At 64.8% G+C, this 11,938-nt stretch carries 11 protein-coding genes; 4 read left to right on the top strand and 7 right to left on the bottom strand.

Going from position 1 to position 11,938, the window contains the following annotated elements:
* Window positions 1–4 precede the first annotated feature (4 nt).
* Complete coding sequence (locus KBW95_RS06305) at window positions 5–1,111, bottom strand: LysM peptidoglycan-binding domain-containing protein (protein WP_211525544.1); 1,107 nt, start codon at window positions 1,109–1,111, stop codon at window positions 5–7.
* A gap of 270 nt (window positions 1,112–1,381) precedes the next feature.
* Here KBW95_RS06305 and def point away from each other — a divergent pair, with 270 nt between their 5' ends.
* Together def and fmt are read left to right on the top strand one after the other, a co-directional pair.
* Entirely contained in the window at window positions 1,382–1,924 is a 543-nt protein-coding gene (def, locus tag KBW95_RS06300) for a peptide deformylase (protein WP_211525543.1), read from the top strand.
* A 14-nt stretch (window positions 1,925–1,938) separates the two neighbouring features.
* Window positions 1,939–2,886 carry a methionyl-tRNA formyltransferase gene (gene fmt, locus KBW95_RS06295; protein WP_211525542.1) on the top strand — a complete coding sequence of 316 codons (948 nt, stop codon included), beginning with the start codon at window positions 1,939–1,941 and terminating at the stop codon, window positions 2,884–2,886.
* 154 nt (window positions 2,887–3,040) lie between these two features.
* Here fmt and KBW95_RS06290 read toward each other — a convergent pair whose 3' ends face one another.
* Window positions 3,041–3,271 (bottom strand): BrnA antitoxin family protein, encoded by a 231-nt coding sequence (locus KBW95_RS06290; protein WP_211527739.1) that lies wholly within the window; start codon window positions 3,269–3,271, stop codon window positions 3,041–3,043.
* 268 nt (window positions 3,272–3,539) lie between these two features.
* Here KBW95_RS06290 and metH point away from each other — a divergent pair, with 268 nt between their 5' ends.
* Window positions 3,540–7,307 carry a methionine synthase gene (gene metH / locus KBW95_RS06285; protein ID WP_211527738.1) on the top strand — a complete coding sequence of 1,256 codons (3,768 nt, stop codon included), beginning with the start codon at window positions 3,540–3,542 and terminating at the stop codon, window positions 7,305–7,307.
* A gap of 101 nt (window positions 7,308–7,408) precedes the next feature.
* Entirely contained in the window at window positions 7,409–7,798 is a 390-nt protein-coding gene (locus tag KBW95_RS06280; protein ID WP_211527737.1) for an SPW repeat protein, read from the top strand.
* A gap of 216 nt (window positions 7,799–8,014) precedes the next feature.
* Here KBW95_RS06280 and KBW95_RS06275 read toward each other — a convergent pair whose 3' ends face one another.
* The 5 genes from KBW95_RS06275 to KBW95_RS06255 all read right to left on the bottom strand — a co-directional run bounded on the left by KBW95_RS06275 (window position 8,015) and on the right by KBW95_RS06255 (window position 11,899).
* Window positions 8,015–9,307: an EAL and HDOD domain-containing protein gene (locus tag KBW95_RS06275; RefSeq protein WP_211525538.1), complete on the bottom strand. Its 1,293-nt coding sequence runs from the start codon at window positions 9,305–9,307 to the stop codon at window positions 8,015–8,017.
* A gap of 113 nt (window positions 9,308–9,420) precedes the next feature.
* Window positions 9,421–10,185: a class II glutamine amidotransferase gene (locus tag KBW95_RS06270; RefSeq protein WP_211525537.1), complete on the bottom strand. Its 765-nt coding sequence runs from the start codon at window positions 10,183–10,185 to the stop codon at window positions 9,421–9,423.
* 117 nt (window positions 10,186–10,302) lie between these two features.
* Window positions 10,303–10,560, bottom strand: coding sequence for a DUF3567 domain-containing protein (locus KBW95_RS06265; RefSeq protein WP_020656370.1), 258 nt, complete (start codon window positions 10,558–10,560; stop codon window positions 10,303–10,305).
* Window positions 10,561–10,699: 139 nt separating this feature from the next.
* Window positions 10,700–11,140, bottom strand: a complete 441-nt coding sequence (locus KBW95_RS06260) for a GTPase (protein ID WP_373888762.1) — start codon at window positions 11,138–11,140, stop codon at window positions 10,700–10,702.
* A 27-nt stretch (window positions 11,141–11,167) separates the two neighbouring features.
* Entirely contained in the window at window positions 11,168–11,899 is a 732-nt protein-coding gene (locus KBW95_RS06255) for a response regulator (RefSeq protein WP_211527735.1), read from the bottom strand.
* Window positions 11,900–11,938 lie beyond the last annotated feature (39 nt).

Here is an 11,938-nt window from a genome sequence, read left to right as displayed (position 1 = left end):
GGTGTTACTCCGGTGATTTGGCCACGTCGCCGACTTGCACCGGCTCCGTCACTTGCATGATCAAGCCGTACGAGACGTTCTTGAACACACGGAAGATGAACAGGTTGCCGTATTGCTCGTCCGGCAGCTTGATCTGCGTCTTGCCGAAGCCCAGGAAGCCCTTGCTGGCCGGATCCGGCACCGTCTTCCCGAGATGATAGAGCTGCAGCACGGCGCCGACATCGAGTCCGTCAAGCGAACCCCGGTTGACAGTCACGACCTGGCTCTGGCCGGCATAGCTGACGCCGGCATAGATCGACATCACGCGCGCATCGACCGGCTGGGCCGGGGCGTGCGGCATGTAGTTGCGCACCGGGGTCGGCGGGGCCGGCACCAGCAGGTCGCCCACGCCCATTTCCTGCAGGGTGTCGGTGACGCGGAAGGTGTGGGCGTCGACGCCGGGCCTCGCTTCCGTCACCAGGGTGACGGTGCCGAGGTAGGCGGCTTCGTGGGCCAGCACCTTGCCGGTCTGCGGATCCTTCAGGACCGTGCCCGGACGGAAGACCTGGAAGCTGTTGCCGCCGCGCAGGTCGCCCTTGACATAGACCTTGTCGCCCTTGCCCAGGTAGACCCGGCCTTCCTGCGAGGCGATGATGCGCGGCGCGGCGGCCAGTTCGTTGGCCTCGACCACGAGCGGCTGGGTCAGGTAGGGTTCGATGGCGCCGGCCGGGATCGACTGCACGGCGTCGCGCTCGAGCGATTCGCTGCGCAGCTGGGGCGAAAGGCGGGTCAGCGGAGGCTCGCCGCGGCCGTCGCCGCCCGGCGGCGTCAGCGACAGGCGGCCGCGCGTGCGGTCGAAATAGATGACCTGGCCCGGATAGATCCAGTGCGGGTTGCGGATTTCGTCACGATTCATGCCCCAGACCTGGGGCCAGCACCAGGGGTTCTGGAGGAAGGCGCCGGAAATGTCCCACAGGGTATCGCCCTTGACCACGACGTGCTGGTCGGGGGCATTGGGGCGGAAGCTGCAGTTGGCGGGGGCTACCGGTGCGGCCAGGGCCGCGCCGGCCGTGGCACATGCGACGAGCGCCGCCGCAGCAGCGCGAGTCACGACTGTGCTAAAATTTTTCATCGAAGACGTCCGTAAAATGGAGCGTTGAGACCAATTGCTGACTGTCCGGAATGCATCCCGCCCAGTCACGGCACGAGAATCAGGACGAAGAAAGAACCATGCGTCCGTTCCCGGTTTCCTTAAAAGGTTGCCGTAGTGAATCAAATTCTGCACACAAATCCCTGAACTAGCAAGACAAACCGCGTCCTGCCAGGCGCTTCGTGTGTTGCGTTTATGTCTGTGCCACACATCCGTAGCTGAATACTGAACCCACTTTATTACCTGATTGATATGGCCTTACTGAAGATTCTCCGCTATCCCGACCCGCGCCTGCACAAGGTGGCCAAGCCGGTGACCGAATTCGGCACCGAACGCCTGCGCAAGCTCGTCGCCGACATGGCCGAAACCATGTACGACGCACCCGGCGTGGGCCTGGCGGCGACCCAGGTCGATGTCCACGAGCGCGTCGTCGTCATCGACGTCACCGAAGATCAAAGCCAGCTGATCGTCTTCATCAATCCGGAAATCACCTGGGCCAGCGACGAAAAGCAGGTTTACGACGAAGGCTGCCTGTCGGTGCCGGGCATCTACGACGGCGTCGAGCGCCCTTCCCGCGTGAAGGTGCGCGCCTGGGACGCCGACGGCAAGGAGTTCGAGGTCGAGGCCGACGGCCTGCTGGCCGTCTGCATCCAGCACGAGATGGACCACCTGATGGGCAAGGTCTTCGTGGAATACCTGTCGCCGCTCAAGCGCAACCGCATCAAGGCCAAGCTGCAGAAGGAAGAGCGCGGCATGGAGCGCGAGGCTGCGCAGCGCGCCGCCGGCCGCCGTTGATGACGGCGCCGCCGATGAAAGTCGTCTTCGCGGGTACACCCGAGTTCGCCGCCGTCGCCCTGCGCGCCCTGCACGAGGCCGGTTTCCAGATTCCCCTGGTCCTGACCCAGCCCGATCGGCCGGCCGGGCGCGGCATGCAGCTGCAAGCCTCCGCGGTGAAGCAATATGCCGTGGCGCAGGGCATGGAAGTGCTGCAGCCGCTGTCCCTGCGCATGGACAGCAAGGACCCGCAGCGCGCCGAGGAAGCGCGCGCCGCCCACGAACGCCTGCAGGCGCTCGACTACGACGTGATGGTGGTGGCGGCCTATGGCCTGATCCTGCCGCGCAGCACGCTCGACATCAAGCCTTGCATCAATATCCACGGTTCCCTGCTGCCGCGCTGGCGCGGCGCCGCGCCGATCCACCGCGCGATCGAGGCGGGCGACGCCGAGACCGGCGTCACTATCATGCAGATGGAAGAAGGCCTGGACACGGGACCGATGATGCTGATCGAGCGCGTGGCCATCGAGGACACGGACAGCACCGGCAGCCTGCACGACAAGCTGGCCGCGCTGGGCGGACGCATGATCGTGGACGCGCTGCGCAAGATGGCGGCGGGCCAGCTGGAAGCGGTGCCGCAGCCGGAAGAAGGCGTGACCTACGCCGCCAAGATCAGCAAGGAAGAAGCGAAGCTGGACTTCGGCCTGTCCGCCGAGGCGCTGGGCCGCAAGGTGCGCGCCTTCAATCCCTTCCCGGGCGCGCATGGGCAGGTGAACGGCGTGGCGGTCAAGATCTGGCAGGCGGAACCGGTTGCCGGCAAGGGCGAGCCGGGCCAGGTGCTGGCGGCCGATGCGCAAGGCATCGTCGTGGCCTGCGGCGAAGGCGCGCTGCGCCTGGACGAGCTCCAGAAGCCGGGCGGCAAACGCCTGGCGGCGGCGGAATTCCTCAAGGGCTTCCCGCTGGCGGGGCTCAGCTTCGGCTGAAATCCACGGCCCAAAACACAAAGGCAGCCTTGCGGCTGCCTTTTTTGTTTCCAATCCTGATAGTGGCGCCCATCATGCCGGCATCAAGCCGCATGGTAAGAGCCGCCAAGACAAAATCGACTGCGCCGCCCTGCTGCCGGCGGCGCGCCGCCCATCAGTGTTCCTGCGGAGCGCGTGCGCGCTGGGCTTCCATGTGCTCGCGCAGCACCTGGTTGATGCGGGTCTGGTAACCCGGACCAGCTTCCTTGAACCATTCCAGCATGTCCACGTCCAGGCGAATGGTGACGATCTGCTTCACGCCGCTGGCGGCGTGGGGCTTGGACGATACTGCCGGTTCCTGGTTGCGGAGGGCTTGGTCCCAATCCGGTTCGTATTCTTTGTTCATGCGTTTTTCCCATTTAATGCATACGCCGCTTCGTGACGGCGGAACTGATTGTGGTCCCGGTATGTATCGTAAAGATTGCGGATGAGCCGGTTTTTGTAACGTCGTGTAACAACATGCCTGTTACATACAAAACGATACATACACGGATCGGCCGCGAAGTCCTCACAAAACCATCTTTTCCGCATGACGTATAATGGCAGACCGCCTAAATGTCATCGGCTTGGTGGAGCTCCTGCCTCAAGCCGCGTATCCACAAAGAGACCCCACCATGACCGCCCAATCGCAAGCCTTCTCCCCGATCGATTCCCAGTTGCGCGAGATCCTGTCGCGCCGCATCATGATCCTGGACGGCGCGATGGGCACCATCATCCAGCAGTACAAACTGGATGAAGCCGCCTATCGCGGCGCCCGCTTCGCCGACTTCGCCGCCCCGGCCGGCGGCGCCCAGCGCGAGCTCTTCGTGAAGGGCAACAACGAGCTGCTGACCCTGACCCAGCCGCAGGTGATCCAGGAAATCCACGAACGCTACCTGGCCGCCGGCGCCGACCTGATCGAGACCAATACCTTCGGCGCCACCAGCGTGGCGCAGGAGGATTACCACATGGCCCACCTGGCCTACGAGATGAACGTCGAGGCCGCCAAACTGGCGCGCGCCGCCTGCGCGAAGTACAGCACCCCGGACAAGCCGCGCTTCGTGTGCGGCGCCCTGGGCCCGACCCCGAAGACCGCCTCGATCTCCCCCAGCGTGAACGACCCGGGAGCACGCAACATCACCTTCGACCAGCTGGTCGCCAGCTACCACGAACAGGTGCGCGGCCTGGTCATTGGTGGCGCCGACGTGCTGCTGGTCGAGACCATCTTCGACACCCTGAACTGCAAGGCCGCGCTGTTCGCGATCGATATGTACTTCGACGAGCACCCGGAGACGCCGCGCCTGCCGCTGATGATCTCGGGCACCGTCACCGACGCCTCGGGCCGCATCCTGTCGGGCCAGACGGTGGCCGCCTTCTGGAACTCGGTGCGCCACGCCAGGCCCCTGACCATCGGCCTGAACTGCGCCCTGGGCGCGGCCCTGATGCGCCCCTACGCCGAAGAGCTGGCCCAGATCGCCGACACCTTCGTGTGCATCTACCCGAACGCCGGCCTGCCCAACCCGATGAGCGACACCGGCTTCGACGAACTGCCGGCGGATACCTCCGCCCTGCTGCGCGAATTCGCCGACGCCGGCTTCGTCAACATCGCCGGCGGCTGCTGCGGCACCACGCCCGAGCACATCAACGCGATCGCGAAGATCCTGGAAAACCACACGCCACGCCAGGTGCCGCAGATTCCGGTGGCCATGCGCCTGTCGGGCCTGGAGCCCTTCACCATCGACGAGAGCTCGCTGTTCGTCAACGTGGGCGAGCGCACCAACGTCACCGGCTCCAAGGCCTTCGCGCGCATGATCCTGAACGAGCAGTTCGACGAGGCGCTGTCGGTCGCGCGCCAGCAGGTCGAGAACGGCGCCCAGGTCATCGACATCAACATGGACGAGGCGATGCTGGATTCGCAGGCGGCCATGACGCGCTTCCTGAACCTGATCGCGTCCGAACCCGACATCTCGCGCGTGCCGGTGATGATCGACTCCTCCAAGTGGTCGGTGATCGAGGCGGGCCTGAAGTGCGTCCAGGGCAAGGCCATCGTCAACTCGATCTCGCTCAAGGAAGGCGAAGAGGAATTCATTCGCCAGGCGCGCCTGTGCCGCCGCTACGGCGCGGCCGTGATCGTCATGGCCTTCGACGAACAGGGCCAGGCCGACACCTTCGCGCGCAAGACCGAGATCTGCGGCCGCGCGTATAAAGTGCTGGTGGAGAAGGTCGGCTTCCCGCCGGAAGACATCATCTTCGACCCGAACATCTTCGCGATCGCCACCGGCATCGAGGAACACAACAACTACGCGAACGACTTCATCGAAGCGACCGCCTGGATCCGCGCCAACCTGCCGCACGCAAAGGTGTCGGGCGGCGTGTCCAACGTCTCGTTCAGCTTCCGCGGCAACGACCCGGCGCGCGAGGCGATCCACACGGTCTTCCTCTACCACGCGATCAAGGCCGGCCTGACCATGGGCATCGTCAACGCCGGCATGGTCGGCGTCTACGACGACCTGCCGCCGGAGCTGCGCGAGCGCGTCGAGGACGTGGTGCTGAACCGCCGCCCGGACGCGACCGAGCGCATGATCGAATTCGCGGGCAGCTTGAAGGCCGGCGGCGCCAAGCAGGAACAGAACCTCGAGTGGCGCAACGCCCCGGTCGAGAAGCGCCTGGCGCACGCGCTGGTGCACGGCATCACCCAGTGGATCGTCGAGGATACCGAAGAAATGCGCCAGCAGGTGCTGGCCGCGAACGGCCGCCCGATCCACGTGATCGAAGGCCCGCTGATGGACGGCATGAACATCGTCGGCGACCTGTTCGGCCAGGGCAAGATGTTCCTGCCCCAGGTGGTGAAGTCGGCGCGCGTGATGAAGCAGGCCGTGGCCCACCTGGTGCCTTTCATCGAAGAGGAAAAGGCCGAGGAAGAACGCCGCACCGGCATCGTCGCCAAACCGAAGGGCAAGATGGTGATCGCCACCGTCAAGGGCGACGTGCACGACATCGGCAAGAACATCGTCTCGGTGGTCCTGCAGTGCAATAACTTCGAGATCGTGAACATGGGCGTGATGGTCCCTGCTTCCGACATCCTGGCCAAGGCCAAGGAAGAGAACGCCGACATCGTCGGCCTGTCTGGCCTGATCACGCCTTCGCTGGAAGAAATGGCCCACGTGGCACGCGAGATGCAGCGCGATCCGTGGTTCCGCGAGCGCAAGACCCCGCTCCTGATCGGCGGCGCGACCACCAGCCGCGCCCACACCGCGGTCAAGATCGCCCCTCACTACGAAGGCCCGGTGGTCTACGTGCCGGACGCCTCGCGTTCGGTCTCGGTCGGCCAGGCGCTGGTGACCGAAGACACGCGCGACGCCTACGTGATCGAACTGGCCCAGGACTACGAGCGCATCCGCATCCAGCACGCCGGCAAGAAAGCCCTGCCGCTGCTGTCGATCGAACAGGCGCGCGCCAACAAGGCGCGCCTGGCCCATGCGCCGGTCAAGCCGAAGTTCGTCGGCCGCCGCGTATTCAAGAACGTCGACCTGGGATTGATCGCACGCTACATCGACTGGGGTCCCTTCTTCCAGACCTGGGACCTGGCCGGCCCCTTCCCCGCCATCCTCAAGGATGAAGTGGTGGGCGAAGCCGCATCGAAGGTCTATGAAGAAGGCCAGGCGATGCTGAAGAAGATCATCGAAGGCCGCTGGCTGAGCGCCAACGGCGCCATCGCCCTGCTGCCGGCCAACAGCGTCAACGACGACGACATCGAGATCTATACCGACGAATCGCGCAGCGAAGTCGCCTTCACCTACTACGGCCTGCGCCAGCAGGGCGTGAAGCCGGTGGTCGACGGCCAGCAGCGTCCGAACCAGTGCCTGTCCGACTTCATCGCGCCGAAGAGCTCGGGCGTGGCGGACTACATCGGCATGTTCGCGGTGACCGCGGGCCTGGGCATCGAGAAGCACGAGCAGCGCTTCGAGGCCGCGCACGACGACTACTCCTCGATCATGCTCAAGGCCCTGGCCGACCGCCTGGCCGAAGCCTTCGCCGAGTACATGCACCAGCGCGTGCGTACCGACCTGTGGGGCTATGCGCCGGACGAAGACCTGAGCAACGAGGCCCTGATCGCCGAGGAATACCGCGGCATCCGCCCGGCGCCGGGCTATCCGGCCTGCCCGGAGCACACGGTGAAGGCCGACGTCTTCCGTACCCTGCAGGCGGACGAGATCGGCATGCAGCTGACCGAGTCCTTCGCCATGTATCCGGGCGCGGCTGTGTCGGGCTTCTACTTCGCGCATCCGGACTCGAAGTACTTCGTGGTCGGCAAGATCGGCGACGACCAGGTCGAGGACATGGCGCGCCGCCGCGGCATGGACAAGGCCGAGCTCGAGCGTCACCTGGCGCCGAACCTCTAAGCCTCCAGCGCATGCATGGGAACGCCGCGAACTTCGCGGCGTTTTTCTTTTCTAAGACAGTGCAACTCCATCATTTCCAACGCTAGGAAAGGAGAACGGACATGGCACTGCGCGGTGGATTCCATTATTCAGCGAAGCGCTGGCAGGATCAGGTGATCCTCTTGACCGGGATCTGGCTGATCGTTTCGCCCTGGGTATTCAACTATCCGGCTTCCTCCCCGCCGGCGATCAACGCGACGATCGCGGGCATCATCCTGGCCGTGCTGGCGGCCTTCGACTTGTACAAGACCTATGTGTGGGCGGTGCTGCTGAATGTCGTGGCCGGGGCCTGGGTGGCGGTATCGCCCTGGCTGCTGGATATCATTCCGGACAGGACCATGACGACCAGCTTGCTGGTGTCGGGGCTGGCGACGGTGGTGCTGGGATTGTGGGAGCTGCGGAGCGATCCGGAGCTGCACAGTCAGTGGACGAAGTCGGGGGCAACCGGCTAGGGCGACCGGCTAGGGCGACCGGCTAGGGCAACCGGCTAGGGCGACCGGTGGCTCAGCTCAAGTGAACTTGGGTCCCGGCCTCCGCCGGGACGACGTGCGGAGGGAGCGGACTGCGGAAGTACATGTGGCTGCTAACCTAAAAACCGTCGTACGCGCCACTGGCGCCTACGACTTCCGGCGAAGACCGGAACCTGAGTTTGCACGATCAGAGTTAGCTCAAATCGCGTACCGCACCACCTTATCGCTCCACTCGAACGCCGATACCTCGAGCTCCGCCAGGTCATCGCCATCCAGCGCCAGCTCGTGCAGCGCCGGCAGCACCGCATCGTCGGCGTCGCCCATCTGCTCGATCGATTCCGCCAGGCGCAGCAGCTCGCCGAAGAAGCCCTTGCGCAACAGCAGCGCGTGGCGCACTTCGTCGATCACGGGAATCTGCTCCACGATGTCCTGCATCGGAATGCAGAACAAGGTATCCATCAGGGACATCATGCCCACCGTGAAGGCGACGTCGGCCACATTGCGCTGGCCCGGACGCAGGCGCTGGGCCAGCAGTTCCATCAGGCGCGCGCGCGTGGTGGCCAGCATCAGCAGCGGACTCTGGCTGTGGCCGCGCACGCCCGGTTCCGCATACAGCAGGATCTGCAGCCAGCGCTGCAGCTGGCGGCGGCCCAGCAGGATCAGGGCCTGGCTAACCGACTCGATGCGGCGCGTGGCGCCCACGGCCGGCGTGTTCACCAGGCGCAGCAGGTTCAGGCCCAGGGTCACCTCGCGCTTGACCACCTTCTCGATCTCGCTGTTATCGGCTTCCGAGGTCACCAGGTTCATCAGGTCCAGCACCGTCGTCTGCGAAGGCGACAGCTTGCGGCCGGTCATGACGGTCGGCTTGGCGAAGTAATAACCCTGGAAGTAGTCGAAGCCGATGTCCAGGCAGGTGCGGTATTCGCTGTGGGTCTCGACCTTCTCCGCCACCAGGCGCTTGCCGGTGGTGCGCAGGCGCGGCGCCAGCGACAGCAGGGTCACGACCGGCAGCTCGCGCAGGTCCATCTTGACGAAGTCGATCACCGGCAGCAGGCGCGCCAGCGAGGCGCCGTGGGCCGAGGCCTCGGCGGCGAAGCGGAAGCCGTGCGAGGCGAGTTCGGTCATGCGCCCGATCACCGCGTCGTCCGGCTCGACCGAGCGCACGATCTCCAGCACCGTCCGCTCGCGCGGCAGGAAGGCGAACATGTCGCTCATCAGGACTTCCTTGTCCACGTTCAGGAAGGCGGTGGCGTCGCCGATCGCGCGCGGCAGGCCGAGCTGGGAAGCATGGTGGATGACGCTGGCGCTGGCCGACAGGCCCGAGCCGATCGCGGACGGATCGATGCCCGCCGCGCCCTGGGCGCTGCCGCGGAACAGCAGTTCGTAGCCGTACAGCGCCTGGTTGCGGTCCAGGACCGGCTGGCGCGCGAGGTAGAAGTTGCGCATGCGCAGCGGCTGGGACGCGTGGTCGAGGCTTGCGGAATCGGTCATCTCGTCTCTTTCTGTCGGCGAATCGGGATACTTTACCGCATCCGCAACCGTTAGTGGCTTTAAGACATTAATTTATCGTCGGAACCTTAGCTTTTATGCATCAGTTATGCCACTTATTGTGGCAAGCCATCCACGAACATGATCAGCTCGCCGGGCGCGAACTGGGTCCATTGTTCGTTGGTGGTCAGCGGTTCGGTCACGATGATGGCCACCCGGTCGTTCGGCGTGGTCACCTGCGAGAAGTCGACCGACAGGTCTTCGTCCGACAGGCAGGCGGTCACGAAGGGATACTTGCGCACCACGTAGCACAGCTTGGTCGAGCAATGGGTGAACAGGGCCGTGCCGTCGGACAGCATCATGTTGAAGGTGCCATGCGCGGCAATCGCCGGCACCAGGCGTTCGAGCGCGGCGCGCAGGGCCGCGCGCTCGGGCGCCTGGTCGCCGAATTCGCGGCGCAGGCATTGCAGCAGATAGCAGAAGGCCAGCTCGCTGTCGGTGTTGCCGACCGGGCGGAACGCCCCGTCCAGCACCGGCTGGAATTCCTTGAGGTCGCCGTTATGGGCGAACACCCAGTAGCGTCCCCACAGCTCGCGCACGAAGGGATGGCAGTTCTCGAGGGCGACCTGCCCTTGCGTGGCCTTGCGGATATGGGCGATGACGTTGGTGGACTTGATCGGATAATGCTTGATCAGTTCGGCGATCGGCGAGGCGATGGCGGCCTGGTGATCGACGAAGTGGCGCACACCCGCGCCTTCGAAGAAAGCGATGCCCCAGCCGTCATGGTGGGTATCGGTGCGGCCGCCGCGATGGGCGAAGCCGGTGAAAGAGAAGACAATGTCGGTAGGGACATTGCAGTTCATTCCGAGTAGCTGACACATGGATGCAGCTTACCATGCCGTCAGACCAGGGCGCCATCGTTCGGAAGATCGATGGCGCCCGGCAGGGCGCTATGCGGTGAGGGGAGCACCCTTATGCAGCACCTTTCGTGCAGTAGCTCAGTGGAGAACGACAGGTTGGCTCATCAGGGTGTCGTAGGACCCCAGGAAGTCGTCGATTTCTTCCATGGTCGGTTCGCTGGCGATCAGGTTGTTCACATCACGCCGGAAGGACTGAGCCAGTTTGCCGCCGATGAACGCTTCGCGCCGGCCGGCCTTGTCGACGATCTCGAAGCCGCCGAAACGCAGGGCCTCGAGTTCGCGGTCGACACCGAACTCGACGACGCTGTACTGTTCGCTGTTATAGATCATGTTCATGATGACTCCTTCTCTCGATCAGAGTTTGTGAAACCTGCCGCGCGGCGGCGGGCGGCGGGCTCTTCACTTCGCTTAAGAGGTGGGGCTGGCCGAACCGATTTCAAGAGACCTTGGATTCACCGGGAGTGCCGGCCGGTGTTCAGGTCTGGATGTCCGGGTTCAGCGCCAACAGCTGATCGTATGGTGCGTCTTGCAACCACGATCGCAACTGATCAAGGTGCTCGCTGCGCGCCAGGCCGATGTACAGATGTCGCGGGCGCTGGCGCAGCAGTCGATTTAATGTTACACGCAAAACGAGATTGCCGTCGCAGCACAGGCACCCGGGGGCGATGCGCACGACCTGGAGAGAGGAAGTGGAGACCAGCGGCGTGCTGGAGGCGGCCATGCCTTCGAGGATGACCGCGCTTTCCAGGCGCGCCGTGGCGGCGCCGGAAGAGGAAGAGGATGACGAATCGATATGCGCGCCGGCGGGCGCGTCAGGATGGTGCGTAGCGGCTTGACCGGGCAAACGAGCAAGCAAGGCGGCGATGGCTTGCTCGCGCGCGCTGGCGGAGGCGCCGGTGACCAGCGTGGTGGCCACTTTGGCGCTGGTGGACGACACTGCCCTTCACTGCCCTTTCTTGGCCAGCTTGCCCGGCTCGACGCCCAGCTGCTTGAGCTTGCGGTACAGGTGGGTGCGCTCCAGGCCGGTTTTTTCGGCCACGCGCGTCATGCTGCCGCCTTCGCGGCCCAGGTGGTGTTCGAAATACATGCGCTCGAAGGCGTCGCGCGCTTCGCGCAGCGGCAGGTCGAAGGACAGGGTGTAGCCCGTGCCTTCGCCGTGCGAGATCGCATGCACCACGCGCGCACCGTTGGGCGGCGGCGGCGGAGCGAACATCGGCGCTGCGGACACCGGCTCGGCGGCGGCGCTCTGCATGCTCGGCACACTCGGCGCGATCGGACGCGGCGGCACCAGCGGCGCGCGCGCCACTTCCTGGGCGCGCGACAGGCCCTGCTGCACGGCCTTCAGCAGTTTTTGCAGGGCGATCGGTTTTTCGAGGAAGTTCAGGGCGCCGATGCGGGTCGCTTCGACGGCCGTGTCGATGGTGGCATGGCCCGACATCATGATGACCGGCATGGTCAGCAAGCCGTCGCGCTGCCATTCCTTGAGCAGGGTCACGCCATCGGTATCCGGCATCCAGATGTCCAGCAGCACCAGGTCGGGGGCCCCGGCCGCACGTGCTTCGCGCGCCTGCTGCGCATTCTCGGCCAGGGTGATGGCATGGCCTTCGTCGCCAAGAATCTCCGACAGGAGTTCGCGGATGCCCATTTCATCATCGACTACGAGTATGTTCGCCATCTTTGTGCCTTCCCTGATCTATTTCTTAGAACTCCTACC

Origin of the sequence: Massilia sp. ZL223, from assembly GCF_018119395.1 — a bacterium.
In the GTDB taxonomy this organism is placed as follows: Bacteria; Pseudomonadota; Gammaproteobacteria; order Burkholderiales; family Burkholderiaceae_D; genus Telluria.
Note: the sequence above shows the minus strand (reverse complement) of the source record. Positions and strands in the feature narration are given on the sequence as shown.